The sequence below is a fragment of the Lentibacter sp. XHP0401 genome, from assembly GCF_025751535.1.
In the GTDB taxonomy this organism is placed as follows: domain Bacteria; phylum Pseudomonadota; class Alphaproteobacteria; order Rhodobacterales; family Rhodobacteraceae; genus Lentibacter.
In genome coordinates, this window is sequence record NZ_JAOWLC010000005.1 from 22245 (window position 1) to 35888 (window position 13644).

At 59.4% G+C, this 13644-nt stretch carries 16 protein-coding genes; 6 read left to right on the plus strand and 10 right to left on the minus strand.

The genetic code is table 11. The features are described from left to right. Positions 1-16 precede the first annotated feature (16 nt). The 3 genes from OE750_RS07860 to OE750_RS07870 are packed head-to-tail and all read right to left on the minus strand — an operon-like array spanning position 17 to position 2027. Positions 17-916: a DMT family transporter gene (locus OE750_RS07860; protein WP_263763268.1), complete on the minus strand. Its 900-nt coding sequence runs from the start codon at positions 914-916 to the stop codon at positions 17-19. Between the two features lie 20 nt (positions 917-936). Beyond that, the gene (locus tag OE750_RS07865) at positions 937-1830 is read right to left on the minus strand and encodes a fatty acid desaturase (RefSeq protein ID WP_263763271.1); all 894 of its coding nucleotides are present in this window, start codon (positions 1828-1830) and stop codon (positions 937-939) included. Further along, a complete protein-coding gene (locus OE750_RS07870) occupies positions 1827-2027 on the minus strand; it encodes a DUF2061 domain-containing protein (RefSeq protein ID WP_263763273.1) in 201 nt (66 codons plus the stop codon). The genes OE750_RS07865 and OE750_RS07870 overlap by 4 nt, the downstream gene beginning before the upstream one ends. Positions 2028-2133: 106 nt before the next feature. On the opposite strand from OE750_RS07870, the gene OE750_RS07875 reads away from it, so the two are divergent. Then, positions 2134-2994: a helix-turn-helix domain-containing protein gene (locus OE750_RS07875; protein WP_263763275.1), complete on the plus strand. Its 861-nt coding sequence runs from the start codon at positions 2134-2136 to the stop codon at positions 2992-2994. Positions 2995-3079: 85 nt separating this feature from the next. Here OE750_RS07875 and OE750_RS07880 read toward each other — a convergent pair whose 3' ends face one another. The 5 genes from OE750_RS07880 to OE750_RS07900 are packed head-to-tail and all read right to left on the minus strand — an operon-like array spanning position 3080 to position 7129. Then, complete coding sequence (locus OE750_RS07880) at positions 3080-3790, minus strand: SDR family oxidoreductase (protein ID WP_412176213.1); 711 nt, start codon at positions 3788-3790, stop codon at positions 3080-3082. Positions 3791-3837: 47 nt separating this feature from the next. Next, a complete protein-coding gene (locus OE750_RS07885; RefSeq protein ID WP_263763279.1) occupies positions 3838-5313 on the minus strand; it encodes a carnitine 3-dehydrogenase in 1476 nt (491 codons plus the stop codon). 20 nt (positions 5314-5333) lie between these two features. Further along, on the minus strand, positions 5334-5684 hold the full coding sequence (locus OE750_RS07890) for a hypothetical protein (protein WP_263763281.1): 351 nt from the start codon (positions 5682-5684) through the stop codon (positions 5334-5336). Between the two features lie 39 nt (positions 5685-5723). Continuing rightward, complete coding sequence (locus OE750_RS07895) at positions 5724-6221, minus strand: lipocalin family protein (protein ID WP_263763283.1); 498 nt, start codon at positions 6219-6221, stop codon at positions 5724-5726. After that, positions 6218-7129 (minus strand): 3-keto-5-aminohexanoate cleavage protein, encoded by a 912-nt coding sequence (locus OE750_RS07900; protein WP_263763285.1) that lies wholly within the window; start codon positions 7127-7129, stop codon positions 6218-6220. Before OE750_RS07900 ends, OE750_RS07895 begins: the two co-directional genes overlap by 4 nt. A gap of 82 nt (positions 7130-7211) precedes the next feature. Here OE750_RS07900 and OE750_RS07905 point away from each other — a divergent pair, with 82 nt between their 5' ends. Then, complete coding sequence (locus OE750_RS07905) at positions 7212-8177, plus strand: GlxA family transcriptional regulator (RefSeq protein ID WP_263763287.1); 966 nt, start codon at positions 7212-7214, stop codon at positions 8175-8177. Here the strand turns inward: OE750_RS07905 and OE750_RS07910 are convergent. Both OE750_RS07910 and OE750_RS07915 read right to left on the minus strand, forming a co-directional pair. Then, positions 8174-9217 (minus strand): aldo/keto reductase, encoded by a 1044-nt coding sequence (locus OE750_RS07910; protein ID WP_263763289.1) that lies wholly within the window; start codon positions 9215-9217, stop codon positions 8174-8176. The two genes, OE750_RS07905 and OE750_RS07910, sit on opposite strands and share 4 nt — an antisense overlap. Positions 9218-9267: 50 nt before the next feature. Then, on the minus strand, positions 9268-10938 hold the full coding sequence (locus OE750_RS07915) for a SulP family inorganic anion transporter (RefSeq protein ID WP_263763291.1): 1671 nt from the start codon (positions 10936-10938) through the stop codon (positions 9268-9270). A 334-nt stretch (positions 10939-11272) separates the two neighbouring features. Here OE750_RS07915 and OE750_RS07920 point away from each other — a divergent pair, with 334 nt between their 5' ends. The 4 genes from OE750_RS07920 (at position 11273) to OE750_RS07935 (ending at position 13629) form a co-directional block, all read left to right on the plus strand. After that, on the plus strand, positions 11273-12145 hold the full coding sequence (locus OE750_RS07920; RefSeq protein WP_263763293.1) for an S-methyl-5'-thioadenosine phosphorylase: 873 nt from the start codon (positions 11273-11275) through the stop codon (positions 12143-12145). Beyond that, entirely contained in the window at positions 12142-12387 is a 246-nt protein-coding gene (locus OE750_RS07925) for a hypothetical protein (RefSeq protein WP_263763295.1), read from the plus strand. The genes OE750_RS07920 and OE750_RS07925 overlap by 4 nt, the downstream gene beginning before the upstream one ends. A gap of 70 nt (positions 12388-12457) precedes the next feature. Next, complete coding sequence (locus OE750_RS07930; protein ID WP_263763297.1) at positions 12458-13090, plus strand: LysE family translocator; 633 nt, start codon at positions 12458-12460, stop codon at positions 13088-13090. An 8-nt stretch (positions 13091-13098) separates the two neighbouring features. Continuing rightward, positions 13099-13629, plus strand: coding sequence for an adenine phosphoribosyltransferase (locus OE750_RS07935; RefSeq protein WP_263763299.1), 531 nt, complete (start codon positions 13099-13101; stop codon positions 13627-13629). Positions 13630-13644 lie beyond the last annotated feature (15 nt).

Genomic DNA, 13644 nt, shown 5'->3' on the forward strand with positions numbered 1-13644 from the left:
GCACATTCGAAATCCCTCAATGCAGCCAGACAAGCGCCAGCACTGACATGGTGATCAACGCCATACCAACCCACTCGCGCCGCGTGATCACCTCGTTGAAAAACCACACCGAGACAATGATCGAAAAGATCACCTCGACCTGCCCGACCGCAAAAACATAAGCCGCGTTCATCATCGCGAAAGCTGTAAACCAGCAGATCGAGCCGCCCATCCCCGCAAGGCCCATCCAGACCGAGGTGCGCCATGAGGCCACAACACGGCCCACCTCCCCCACCTCACGCCAACGCAGATATGCGCTCAAAGCGAGCGTCTGGAAAATCGTCACACAAGGCATTGCCACCAGCGCGCGCATCAACGCATCCTCCGCCTGCACCTCAAGAGTCGCACCGCGGTAAGCCACAGCCGAAACCGCAAACAAAACACCTGAAAGGATGCCAAGCCCGGCCGCGCGGTTCATTGCACGGCGCAAAAGCCCTCCCGCCCCTTCTGGAATATCCGAAAGCACCAAAACACCCACCAGCCCCAGCCCGATCGCCATCAAACCGCCGAAAGTCACCATATCGCCCAGCACAACAAAGCCGACAAGCGCCGTCAGCATCACCTCGGTTTTCTTGAACGTAATCCCGACAGCAAAGTTGCGGCTGGCAAATATCGCCACCACACACCATGTCGCCAGAATCTGCGCAATGCCGCCGCTTAGCACATAGACCCAAAAGCGCGGGCCTATCTCGGGCACCCCCTGCCCGCGCCACAGCAGGTATCCCGCCGCCAACAGCGTCACAAACGGCGCAGTGTAAAAAAAACGCGCCAGCGTGGCCCCGCCCGCCGAAAGCGTGCCCATGCTCAGGCGCTTTTGCAGCATAAAGCGCAGCGTCTGAAACGCCGCCGCCATTACAGAAAGATAAATCCAGCTCATCCGGCCTTAATGGGCCCGCTTTACGGCTTTGGCCAGAGCGGATGCGGCACAGGGTCTTTCGCACGTAGAAAATATTTCGCAAAAACATGCGCGTAAGAGCGGTAATAATAGCCGTCGTTCTTACCTAAAAACGCTTCCCGCTCGGCGCGAAACAAAGCTGGCAAGCGGTACCATGGCACGCCGGGCCGCTCGTGATGCACCACATGGTAATTGTTATTCAGAAACAAAAGCGCCAGCGGCCCGCGGTCTTCCACAATCACAGTGCGGCCCTGCGTGGCCTCATGCGCGCGGTGCTCCAGAAAAGTGCGGATTTTGAGCACCCCGAGTGCCGCATAAACCGCCACAAACAGCGCCCAAAGCGGAAGACTGCCGTGAGCCACAACCCACCAGATCACAATGGCAACAGCAGGAATATGCACAAGCCACGCGCTCAGCGCAGCACGGTCTCCCGCCAGTATCGCGCGCCAGTCATCCCGCATAAAGAAAAACTGGCCCACCGCAGGCCCGACAAGAATGCGCCCCAGCAAAGTGTTGTTAAAGCTCAGCAAAACCTTCCCCCAGCGCGGCGTTACCGCCCAAATGGCAGGGTCACGGTAGTTGCTTTCCGGGTCATCATAAGGGTCGGTCAGGTTTTCATCCTGATGGTGGATAAGGTGCAAGTCGCGAAACCGCCCGTAAGGAACACAAAGCGTAAGCTGCACAAAGACCAAAGCCTCGTTCAGCCATTTCACCCGCGTCGGATGCCCGTGCAGCGCCTCGTGGCAAAGGGAGGAATGCATCACCGCCGAAAGCATCACACAGGCCATTCCAAAAGGCAGCCAAGCCTCTGCCGCCCAAGTTGTTCCAAGCGCAAAAAGCCCGTAAGTTCCAACCAGCAGCCCAAGCGTAGGCCATTCAACCTTGGCGACCTTCACACGCGCCCCCACGCGACATTGGCCCAAAAGCGCTCGTAAGCCACATAACTCACAAATCCGAGCGTGGTGTTCACCAGCGCCATGGCCCCGCCGGTTGCAAAAGAACCCGTGGCGATAAAACCCACAGCACTCATGATGGCAAACCCCAATAGGTTCCACAATACAGCTTTGGTCAAAGTGCGACGGCGGGTTTCCAATATCTGCTCCTGTCATTGGGTTCACAGAAACGTTACACAGGCTTCCCGCCCCCGCGCAGCCTGAATATGATTAACATTTCTCATCAATGGTGATATATATCACCAAATGCAGGATAAAATCGACAAACGCCTCCGCGCCGCCCAATTTCGCCAGCGTCTCGCCACCGCGATGACCGGGGCAAGCCAAAGTCAGGCCGCCCTCGCCCGTCAGATCGGTGTGGATCGCTCGACAATCTCGCAGCTTCTCTCAGGCACAGGCGCGCGCCTGCCCAATGCGCAGGTGGTGGGCGAATGCGCCGCCGCCCTTGGCGTTTCGGCCGACTGGCTCCTGTCGCTGTCTGATCGCCCCGAAACCGCCGCCGCCCTTCTGGCCAATTCACTCACCCTCACAGAAGCCCCCCGCGCCATGATTGATGAGCAAATCTTTCAATGGCACAAAGAGGCCGCAGGCTACAAAATCCGCCATGTCCCCGCCGCCCTGCCCGACATGCTCAAAACCCGCGAGGTGCTCAGCTGGGAATATTCCCCACATCTGGGCCGCACCACCGAGCAGGCTATCGGTGCCATGGAAGACCGCCTCACCCTCCTTCGCCAAAGCCCGTCTGATTACGAAATCGCCCTGCCGCTCTTTGAGCTTGCCAGCTTCGTGCACGGCGAAGGGTACTACCGCGGCCTCCCCCTCGCCGCACGCCGCGCCCAAATCGAACGCTTCAAAGAGCTGCATCACCAGCTCTACCCGCGCCTGCGCATCTATCTCTTCGATGCCCGCCGCCTGTTTTCATCCCCTGTCACAATCTTCGGCCCCCTCCTCGCCGCCCTCTACGTAGGCCGCGACTATCTCACCTTCCGCGACCGCGAGCGCGTCACCGCCCTCACCCAACACTTCGACGCCCTCGTGGTTGAGGCCCGCATCACCGCCCGTGACTTCCCCGATCATCTCGACTCCCTCGCAGCCGAACTCCCCTAGCCCTTCTTCTGTTCAAAAATACCTCGGAGAGCGCGAGGGGCAGCGCCCCTCGCAACGGTCGGATTTCGCGAAGCGAAATTCGAAATCAAATTCTCGGATCAGGGTTTTCCGTGTGCCCGTCCACAGCAATAACCTGCCCGCTCACAAGCCGTGCCTTATCCGAGCCCAGAAAAACCGCCATATTGGCAATATCTTCCGCGCTCACAAAGCTGCGCATGGATGTCCCGCTCGCGTAGCCGTCATAAACCTCGTCGCGCGTCATCCCCTTGGCCAGGGCTTCACGCGCCAGCACGCCTTCCATGCGGTCCCCCTCCACAGCCCCGGGGCAGATCGCATTGGCCCTGATACCATAAGGCCCCAGCTCCATCGCCAGCGTTTTCATAAGGCCAATCACCGCCCATTTCGCCGCCGCATAGGGCGCGCGAAACGGATAGCCATACTGCCCCGCCGTCGAAGAGGTGAGAATAATCGCGCCGTGGCGCTCGCGCTTCATCATCGGGGCGGCATATTTTGCGGCCAGAAACGCGCCCTCAAGGTTCACGCTCACGCAGCGCTGCCAGTCTTCAAGCGCAATGTCTTCAACAGCCGCCGTTGGCCCCGCAACGCCGGCATTTGCGCAGAGCACATCAAGCCCGCCCCAGCGCGCCTCCACTTCACCAAAAAACTCGGCCATAGCGGCCTCGTCTGAAGCGTCCACATCGGCCGCACCCCAGCTCGCAGGCAAGCGCGAAAGCGCTTTCTTGTCCACGTCTGTCACCCAGACTTGCGCACCCGCCTCCACAAAAGCCTCGGCCATGGCGCGCCCGATACCGGACGCGCCCGCCGTGATCAGAACACGCCCTGTCACCGCGCTGCGCCAATCGCACGGCCAAGCCCTTCAGGCGCGGGCAGGCTTGCGTGCGCGCGGGCCACTTTCCCCAAAGCCGCCTCAACCTGCCCCGCAGGTGGGGCCGAGCGCCGCGTCGCAAGGTCCACATGCAAAAGCATATGCTCTCCGGTCGCAAGCACCCGCTCGCCTTCACGCATTTCGTGGAAAAGATGCATCTTCTTGCCCTCGCCCAATATCACCTGCGTATGCACCGTTATCTTCGCCCCCGCATGCACCTCATCAATGTGGCGAATATGCGTCTCGGCGGTAAAGTAGCTACCGCCGCTGGCGATATACTCCGCGTCACAGCCGATCATCTCCATAAAGCGGTCAGTGCTGTCGGCAAAAGCCTGCAAATAGCGGCTCTCGGTCATATGGCCGTTGTAATCCAGCCAATCGAGCGGAACCACGCGGTTGAGCGTCAGCACAGGCTGGCTCAAATCGGCCACATCATCCACATGCGCCACAATCCCCGCGCCTGCACGCAGTGTCTTGTCATGGGCATTCTGAAGCGCCCCGGCCCCCCAGTCATTCGCACCCAAAGCGCGCATCATGCCGACAAGGTTGTCGTCCCGAATGCGCTCCAGCTCGCGAATGGTGTGCATACCGGATTGTGCATCCGACTGGTCGGCAATCGCGTCAACAAGCTCTTCGGTCAGCTCGGGCACATCCATCAGCTTGGTCCATGGCCAACTCAGGCAAGGGCCAAACTGCGCAATAAAGTGGCGCATCCCCGCCTCGCCACCGGCCACACGGTAAGTCTCGAAAAGCCCCATCTGCGCCCAACGGATGCCAAAGCCATAGCGGATCGCATTGTCGATCTCTTCTGTGGTGGCAATCCCGTCCTTGACCAGCCAGAGCGCCTCGCGCCACACGGCCTCAAGAAAGCGGTCGGCAATATGCGCATCAATCTCTTTCTTCAAATGCAAAGGATACATCCCGATCCCCGAGATTACCTCTTTCGCCGTGGCGATCACATCAGCACTGTTCGCATCTGTCGTGACAAGCTCGATCAGCGGCAGCAGATAAACAGGGTTAAACGGATGCGTCACCACAATCTGCGCGGCGTTTTTCATGCCCGCCTGCAACTCGCTCGGCTTGTAGCCCGAGGTTGAAGAGCCAATGACAGCATCGCTCGCAACACACTCGGCAAGCTGGGCATAAACCTTATGCTTCAGTTCCAGCCGTTCGGGCACACTCTCCTGCACCCATGTCGCACCTTCGCAGGCCTCGGCCAGGTCGGCATGCAGGCTCAGCTTACCCTCCGCAGGCAGCGCCATATTGCCAAGGCCAGGCAAGCTGCGGCGCGCGTTGGCGAGCACTTCACCAATCTTGCGTTCTGCCTCGGGGTCAGGGTCAAATACCCGCACATCCCAACCGTTGAGCAAAAAGCGTGCAGCCCAGCCGCCGCCAATTACACCACCACCAATGATAGCAGCCCGTTTTGTCATTTTGTCTCGTCCTTCAAAGGTTAATCAATACAGATCGCGGCCAGCTTGCCGCCTTCAAGCACCTGATGGCAGCCGAAATACGGCGTCACAGGTGAGCAACTTCTTGTATTCGCCAAACAAATACCCGCGCAGTCGGCACTGTCGCTACAGGCTTTGCCCGCGTCTGGCTGAGGGCGCGCACATTGCGGCCCCGCAAGACCCACAACCATCTGCCCACCGGCCGCCAGACAATCCTGCTCCACAAGCAAATGCGAGCGCCCGCCTGACTTAACCTTGGGCGCACTCACGCCCCCTTCAGAGGATGTGGTTTCCTCAAGCTGGCACGCCGCCAGCGTCAAAACCGCAGTCAAGATGGTAAGTAAACGGATCATGGCTTCAGCCCCTCTTTGTTATCGTCAAATCTTCCGGTCTCACTTTCGCACCACAAGTTTGCTCACATCATAGCCGTTAAAGTCCAGGATCTCCCGCGCCGCGACGTATCTGTCCTGCCCGCCGCTCGGCTTGCGGTCGAGAATGTAGCCAAACGTTCCGTCAGGCGTCCCGATGGCAGCCGTGCGAAAGCCCTCATCCACCCAAAGCACCCAATATTCGCGGCTCCGTCCATCAAGCTTAAACCGCCCCGGCCCCGTGACCTGCCCCACCAGTGTCGCCGGCGCGCCGGTTTCGGCCAAGACAAAGCGCGCGCCCGCCTCGGGCTTCAGGTTAAAGTCCTGCAAAGTCCCGCCTTGCGGAAAATACGCCCTCACAATCCAGTCACCTGCAAACTGCGCCAAATCAAACCGCAAGGTCGAAGAGATCATCGCGCCGTCATCACGGTAAGTCATCCGCCCGCCTTGCGTCGGCGGAGCCGCCGCGCAGCCAACCAGCAAAGCCAGAATAGCAGAAAGCGCGGCGAAACGTGTCTTCATCCTTTCGGAGCTTGCTTGGTCAATTTCAGCTTTTCGCGCACAGCTTGCGGCCCGATTACCTTCGCCCCCATGTTCTCAATGATGCTCACAGCACGCTCGACCAGCTGGTAGTTTTCCGCCAAAACGCCCTTATCAAGCCACAGATTGTCCTCAAGCCCTACACGCACGTTGCCGCCCGCCAGCACTGCCGCCGCAACATAAGCCATCTGGTTGCGCCCCAGCGCAAAGGCGCTGAACGTCCAGTTGTCAGGCACATTGTTCACCATCGCCATAAAGGTGTTCAAGTCATCAGGCGCGCCCCAAGGCACGCCCATGCAAAGCTGCACCAGCGCGTCAGGCTCCAGCACACCATCGGCAACCAACTGCTTGGCATACCAAAGATGTCCGGTGTCAAACGCCTCAATCTCGGGCTTCACGCCAAGCTTGGTCATCATACTGCCCATCGCCGTCAACATGCCAGGCGTATTGGTCATCACATAATCAGCCTCGGCAAAGTTCATCGTCCCGCAATCAAGCGTGCAGATTTCGGGCAGACACTCGGCAATATGCGCCACACGCTCTGTCGCTCCCACCATGTCTGTGCCCTCAACCGTCGGAAACGGGCTCTCGACACCACCAAAAATAATGTCACCGCCCATGCCGGCCGTGAGGTTCAGAACCACATCTGTGTCTGCGTCCCGCACACGGTCTGTCAGCTCGCGGTAAAGCTTGAGGTCGCGGCTCGGCTTGCCTGTCTCGGGGTCGCGCACATGGCAATGCACCACAGCCGCACCGGCCTTGGCCGCCTTGATCGCGCTCTCGGCAATCTCCTTTGGCGAGCGCGGAACATGCGGGCTTCGGTCCTGTGTTCCGCCCGAGCCTGTCACGGCGCAGGTTATGAAAACCTCTTTGTTCATTGTCAGTGGCATTGGCGAATCCTCTTCTTCATGGCGCGTTACCCAAAGTATCACCGCTCTTGCACCGCTCCTTTTGATCTTTTACGAAAATAATATGACATTATCCGAGAAAATCTCTGCAAAACCGCTCGACACTGCTGTCCTTGTCCTCAGTGACAGCAACACGCTCAGCTTTGCCGCCGCGGTTGACCCTTTGCGCGCCGCCAATCGCCGCGCAGGCCGTCCGCTGTTTTCATGGCGCTTCATCACCCCCACAGAGGCGGCAGCAAAGCTCACCTCTGGCATCGAGGTTCATGGCGCAGCAATCGCAACGCTCGAAAATTGCGATTTGCTCATCATCGTCGCGGGCTTCAACCTTGAAGCCCACGCAACGCCCCAGCTTCTTACAGCACTGCGTCGCGTTGCGCCCCGCGCAGGCCAGATCGCGGCGATTGATGGCGCAAGCTGGCTTCTCGCGCGCGCAGGCCTTCTCGATGGCCAGAGCGCCACAACCCACTGGGAAGACCTGGAAACATTCGCCACCCGCTTTGACGCAGTTGAGACCCTCCCGCACCGCTTCGTTCAGTCAGGCAAGTTCGCCACAGCAGGCGCGGCCATGCCCGGCCTTGATATGATGCTACGGTTGATAGAGGAGCGCTTTGGCGCGCGGCTTGCACAAGAGGTTGCAGGCGCTTTCCTGCACGATCCGTCCCTCCCCGCCGATCTGCCGCAAAACCCCGCCAGCCGCCAGAGCCTTGCACGCCATCACCCCGCCGTGGCCCGCGCCCTTTCGCTGATGCAAGCCAATGTCGAAACACCGCTCGGCATAGCCGCGCTCGCCACGCAGCTCTCGCTTTCGCCCCGCTTGCTCGAGATGCGCTTCAAAGCCGCCCTTGGCCAAAGCCCGAAAGCTACCTATCTCGCTCTGCGCCTCTCCGAAGCCCACCGCCTCGCGCTCGACACATCGCTGCCGGTCCAAGACATCGCACTGGCCACGGGCTTTGCCTCCCAAGCCAGCTTTGCCCGCGCTTTCCGAAAAGCCCACGGTCGCTCCGTGCGCACCCTGCGTCAGAAAGCCTAGTAAGGCATCGGATGCTGCTTGTGCGCCGCGTCGATCTCTTCAAGCACCTCGCTTGAAAGCGCCACATCTGCCGCGCCCAGGGCGTGTTCAAGCTGGCCCACAGTCGTCGCGCCAAAAATCGAGCTGCCCATAAACGGCCGTGTCAACGTCCAGGCCAGCGCCATATGCACAGGGTCCAGCCCATGCTTCTGCGCAATCGCAAGATAAGCCGCAACCGCCTCCAGAACACGCGGCGTCATCCGCCCGCCCAGCTCTGGCACAAGGCTCTTGCGCGAGCCGTCTGGCACAGCACCGCCCTGATATTTCCCGCTCAACAGCCCCGCGCCAAGCGGTGAAAACGCCAGCAAGCCCACGTCTTCATTCACGCTCATCTCGGCCATGTCGGTGTCATACATGCGGCACAGCAGCGAGTACTCGTTCTGCACCGAAGCAACCCTCGGCCCGCCCATACGCTCGGCTACATTGAGCCACTGACATGTCCCCCAAGCGCTCTCGTTCGAAAGGCCAAAAGCACGGATCGTCCCACGCTCGACTTCTTTTTGCAGCGCCCCAAGGGCGTCTTCCATATGCGCAATCGTTTCTTCACGGTTCTGCCCTGAGGGGTCAAAACTCCAGTTTTTGCGAAACATATAAGAGCCGCGGTTGGGCCAGTGAAACTGGTAAAGATCAATCACATCGGTCTTGAGCCGCTTCAAAGCGCCCTCAATCGCCACCGGGATCGTCTTGGAGCTGATCGCAGCCCCCTCGCGCACATTCATATAGCCTTCGCCAGAATGTTTTGTCGCCAGCACAACCTCGCCGCGCCGTCCGGTCTTTTCAAACCAGTTGCCAAGGATACGCTCGGAATCACCCTGTTTTTCCTTGCTCAAAGGGTTCACAGGGTACATCTCGGCACAGTCCCAAAACTGCACGCCATGCGCCAGCGCCATGTCCATCTGTGCATGGGCATCGGCCTCGTCCGTCTGTGTGCCGAAAGTCATCGTGCCAAGGCACATCTCGCTCACAGAGATACCCGTGCGGCCAAGTTCGCGCTGTTTCATGTCGTGCCCTCTTCTATTTGTAACCCGTCTCAAAGGCAGGCAAACCTGCCTTAGTGACCGCTCCCCAGAATGCCTGTCTGGACATCATAATCCACAGCCAGCGCATAATCGGGGTCATCGTCGCTATCGACAATCAAATGCCCCGCCTTGTTGAGCAACTTGTGGCAATCGCGGCTCAGATGGCGCAGCTTGATCTGCTTGCCCACAGCCTCGTATTTCGCCGCCAATGCTTCAATCGCCTGCAAGGCCGATTGGTCCACAACGCGACTTTCCTTGAAGTCTACAATCACCAGATCAGGGTCGCTTTCCACTTCAAAAATCTCGGCAAACCCGTCGCTTGACCCGAAGAAAAGTGGCCCCTTGATTTCATAAACCTTCGCGCCCTCGTCTGTCGTCGACTCCCGTGTAACAGCATGAATACGGCTCGCGTTGTTCCACGCATAAGCCAGCGCCGAAACAATCACGCCGACAACAACGGCAATCGCCAAGTCATACGCCACGGTCACAATCGTCACCAAGACGGTCACAAAAGCATCGGTCAAAGGCACGCGCCGCAGGATGGTGAGCGAGTTCCAGGCAAATGTCCCGATCACCACCATAAACATCACGCCGACCAACGCCGCCAGCGGGATCTGCTCGATCAGAGGCGAGGCAAACATGATGAAGATCAGCAAAAACAGCGCCGCCGCAATCCCTGCAATCCGTGTGCGCCCGCCTGATTTCACGTTGATCATGCTCTGCCCGATCATTGCGCAGCCGCCCATGCCGCCGAAAAACCCGGTCACAACATTGGCCGCGCCCTGCGCCATACATTCCTGCGAGGCTCCGCCGCGCTTGCCGGTGATCTCACCGACAAGGTTCAGCGTCAGCAGGCTTTCGATCAGGCCAATCGCCGCCAGAATAACCGCGTAAGGCAGGATGATATAAAACGTCTCCAGAGTAAGCGGCGCAAGCGCGGTTCCGTAAAGCCCCTCTCCCGTGCCAAACGGGTTGTGAAAGCTCGGAAATCCGCCCTGAATTGACGCCAGATCACCTACACGCGGCACCTCGAGCCCCAGCGCAATCACCAGTATCGCAACAATCCCGATGCCCGCCAGAGGCGCAGGCACAAACCGTGTCACCTTGGGCATCACCCAGATAATCGCCATGGTCAGCGCCACAAGGCTCAACATCATCATCAGAGGTGTGCCCGACAGCCACTCGCCGCCGCTCATGCCGTGGCCCGTGTTCACCATCGTGCCGGGCACCTTGAACTGCGTCATCTGCGCAAGAAAAATAACAATCGCAAGGCCGTTCACAAAGCCCAGCATCACAGGATGCGGCACAAGGCGGATAAACTTGCCCCAATGCATCGCCCCCGCGATAAGCTGTAAAATCCCCATAAGAACAACCGTGGCAAAGAGATATTCCACGCCGTGTTCGGCCACCAAAGCAACCATGACAACAGCCAAAGCCCCCGTCGCCCCCGAGATCATCCCGGGCCGCCCGCCGAAAACAGCGGTGATAAGCCCCACAAGAAAGGCCGCGTAAAGCCCGACAAGCGGATGAACGTTTGCAACAAATGCAAAGGCCACAGCCTCGGGCACAAGCGCCAGTGCCACAGTAAGGCCCGCCAACAGCTCGATCCGCATCCGCGACACGCTCCATGGTTCGTCAGGCATCAGCCTCAGGTCGGGCATGGCAAGGCGGTTGGCAAAAGCAGCCATCAGGGCGCGTTTCATATCGTCAGTCCTATTCGCAGCATTCGGGATAGTATTCAGCCCTGCGCCCTAACGCGCCCGAAGAAAAATAGCCAGCCCCAAGACAGGCCGCAGCGTCCGCCCGTCCTCCGCGTTGCCCGTCTGCACAGTCTTTAGGCCAGTCTAGCGCCAAAAGGTTAACCATGCAGCCAACATCTGAAGCCGATTCCCCCGGTGCACGGGTTGTGCACGCAGGGTGCACGCATATCACCCCCCTGGAATCAGCGCTTCACGCCTGTGTTAAGAAAGCGCACGCTCCCTTGCGCTCGGCCATTTAGAGGGCCACAAAGACAGTCATAAACAGCAGGAGAATACCATGAGCGAGACAATGATTGGAGTCATCGGCGGGTCAGGCATCTACGAGATAGACGGGCTGGAAAACGCAAGCTGGCAAGCGGTTGAAACCCCTTGGGGCGCGCCCTCTGACTCCGTTCTCACAGGCAGCTTGAACGGCGTCAAAATGGCCTTTCTCCCCCGTCACGGCCGCGGTCATATCCACTCGCCGAGCAGCGTTCCCTACCGCGCCAATATTGACGCTCTCAAGCGCATAGGAGTCACCGATGTGATCTCTGTGTCAGCCTGCGGCTCATTTCGCGAAGAAATGGCCCCTGGAGATTTTGTTGTTTTAGATCAATTCATTGACCGCACCTTCGCGCGCGAAAAGTCTTTCTTCGGCACAGGCTGTGTGGCCCATGTGAGCGTGGCGCATCCGACCTGCCCACGCCTTGGAGAAGCCTGTTTCACGGCCGCCAAAGACGCCGGTATCACCGTGCACAATGGCGGCACATATCTCGCCATGGAAGGCCCGCAATTCTCCACATTGGCCGAGAGCAAAATGTATCGTGAAAGCTGGGGGGCAGATGTCATCGGTATGACAAACATGCCCGAAGCCAAACTCGCCCGAGAGGCCGAACTTTGCTACGCTTCCGTCGCCATGATCACCGATTACGACAGCTGGCATCCCGACCATGGCGAGGTTGATGTCACTGAAATCATTAAAACTTTAATGGGCAACGCCGATAAAGCCCGCGCGTTGGTATCTCGCCTACCCGCCCTTCTCGGAGCCTCCCGAGAGGCCTGCCCGCACGGTTGCGACCGCGCCTTGGAATACGCCATCCTCACCGCCCCCGAGGCCCGTGATCCGGCACTTCTGGCCAGGCTTGATGCCGTCGCCGGCCGAATCCTGTGAGGCTTTCTCTGGCCTTCACAACCATGGCCGGTGCCGCCCCGCCCGGAGCAACCCAGCCCAAAACCCTTTGTGCGCTGGCAGGTCGAGCGGCGACAGAACTCACCCAGACGCTCGGCTTCATGCCCGATGTGAAAAGCCCCGCTTACGTGGGCGTCTCTGTGCCCTCCCAAGATGGCAACCGCATCACAAATCTGGGTGCACAAGACAAGGCCTCCCTGCGGCAACATTACCCCCCAAAATAAGTTGCGCAAACTGGCCTCGCTGCTAGTCTCGCGCTGCATCGTTACCACTTGTTAAGAAAGAGCTGCCAGTATGACGTTCGAGATATGGATTACCTTCGTTGTCGCCTCAACCGTGCTTCTGATGATCCCCGGCCCAACGATCCTTCTGGTCATGAGCTACGCCATCAGCAAGGGCCGCTCTGTTGCCGTGGCTTCCGCCGCAGGTGTCGCTCTGGGCGATCTTGTCGCCATGTCCGCCTCTCTGGCGGGGCTCGGCGCGCTGGTTCTGGCCTCGGCCACAGCCTTTACCGTGCTCAAATGGGTCGGCGCGGCCTATCTGGTCTATCTGGGCGTGAAGCTTCTGCTTTCGGCCAAGGAAGAGGGCCTGAGCCTGCCAAGTGCGTCCCGAAGCGTCACGCCCCGCAGCGTCTTCAAACACGCCGCAGCCGTCACCGCACTCAACCCGAAGAGTATCGCGTTTTTCATAGCTTTCGTGCCTCAATTCATCCGCCCCGAGGCAGCTTTCCTCCCGCAAGTCGGCGTGCTCATTGTCACGTTTGTCACTCTCGCCACCTTCAACGCATTGGCCTACGCGCTCCTCGCTGACCGCCTGCGCAGCCTCATTTCGCAGCCAAAAGCCCTCGTCTGGATGACCCGCGCAGGCGGCGCAACGCTCGTTGCCATGGGTCTCTTCACCGCCACGCTCAAGCGCGCAACTCCTTAAGGAACCATATGAAAACCGTCAAAGACTACATCCGCACCATCGTTGATTTCCCCCACGAGGGTATCATGTTCCGCGATGTCACCACGCTCTTCGCCGACCCGCGCGGCTTTCGCATGGCGATCGACCAGATGCTGCACCCCTACGCCGGGATGCAGATCGACAAGGTCGTCGGCCTCGAGGCGCGCGGTTTCATTCTCGGCGGTGCAATTGCGCACCAGCTTTCTGTCGGCTTCGTGCCCATTCGCAAGAAAGGCAAGCTCCCCGGCACGGTCATTTCGGAAGAATATACGCTCGAATATGGCGAAGCGATTGTCGAGATACATGACGATGCCATTCAAGCTGGCGAGAAAATTCTCGTGGTCGATGATCTCCTCGCCACAGGTGGCACAGCCGAGGCCGGCATAAAACTGATCGAGCGTTTGGGTGGCGAGATCATCGGCTGCGCCTTCATCATTGATCTGCCCGATCTCGGCGGCCGCAAACGCCTCGAAGCCATGGGCATGGACGTGATGGCGCTCTGCGAGTTTGACGGGCTTTAACCGCCTGTCAGCCTT

What these genes read in the sequence shown, in the direction of transcription:
- OE750_RS07860 (WP_263763268.1), bottom strand. Translation starts at nt 916, where the DNA reads ATGAGCTGGATTTATCTTTCTGTAATGGCGGCGGCGTTTCAGACGCTG.
- OE750_RS07875 (WP_263763275.1), top strand. Translation starts at nt 2,134, where the DNA reads ATGCAGGATAAAATCGACAAACGCCTCCGCGCCGCCCAATTTCGCCAG.
- OE750_RS07880 (WP_412176213.1), bottom strand. Translation starts at nt 3,790, where the DNA reads ATGGCCGAGGCTTTTGTGGAGGCGGGTGCGCAAGTCTGGGTGACAGAC.
- OE750_RS07885 (WP_263763279.1), bottom strand. Translation starts at nt 5,313, where the DNA reads ATGACAAAACGGGCTGCTATCATTGGTGGTGGTGTAATTGGCGGCGGC.
- OE750_RS07890 (WP_263763281.1), bottom strand. Translation starts at nt 5,684, where the DNA reads ATGATCCGTTTACTTACCATCTTGACTGCGGTTTTGACGCTGGCGGCG.
- OE750_RS07895 (WP_263763283.1), bottom strand. Translation starts at nt 6,221, where the DNA reads ATGAAGACACGTTTCGCCGCGCTTTCTGCTATTCTGGCTTTGCTGGTT.
- OE750_RS07900 (WP_263763285.1), bottom strand. Translation starts at nt 7,129, where the DNA reads ATGCCACTGACAATGAACAAAGAGGTTTTCATAACCTGCGCCGTGACA.
- OE750_RS07905 (WP_263763287.1), top strand. Translation starts at nt 7,212, where the DNA reads ATGACATTATCCGAGAAAATCTCTGCAAAACCGCTCGACACTGCTGTC.
- OE750_RS07910 (WP_263763289.1), bottom strand. Translation starts at nt 9,217, where the DNA reads ATGAAACAGCGCGAACTTGGCCGCACGGGTATCTCTGTGAGCGAGATG.
- OE750_RS07915 (WP_263763291.1), bottom strand. Translation starts at nt 10,938, where the DNA reads ATGAAACGCGCCCTGATGGCTGCTTTTGCCAACCGCCTTGCCATGCCC.
- OE750_RS07920 (WP_263763293.1), top strand. Translation starts at nt 11,273, where the DNA reads ATGAGCGAGACAATGATTGGAGTCATCGGCGGGTCAGGCATCTACGAG.
- OE750_RS07930 (WP_263763297.1), top strand. Translation starts at nt 12,458, where the DNA reads ATGACGTTCGAGATATGGATTACCTTCGTTGTCGCCTCAACCGTGCTT.
- OE750_RS07935 (WP_263763299.1), top strand. Translation starts at nt 13,099, where the DNA reads ATGAAAACCGTCAAAGACTACATCCGCACCATCGTTGATTTCCCCCAC.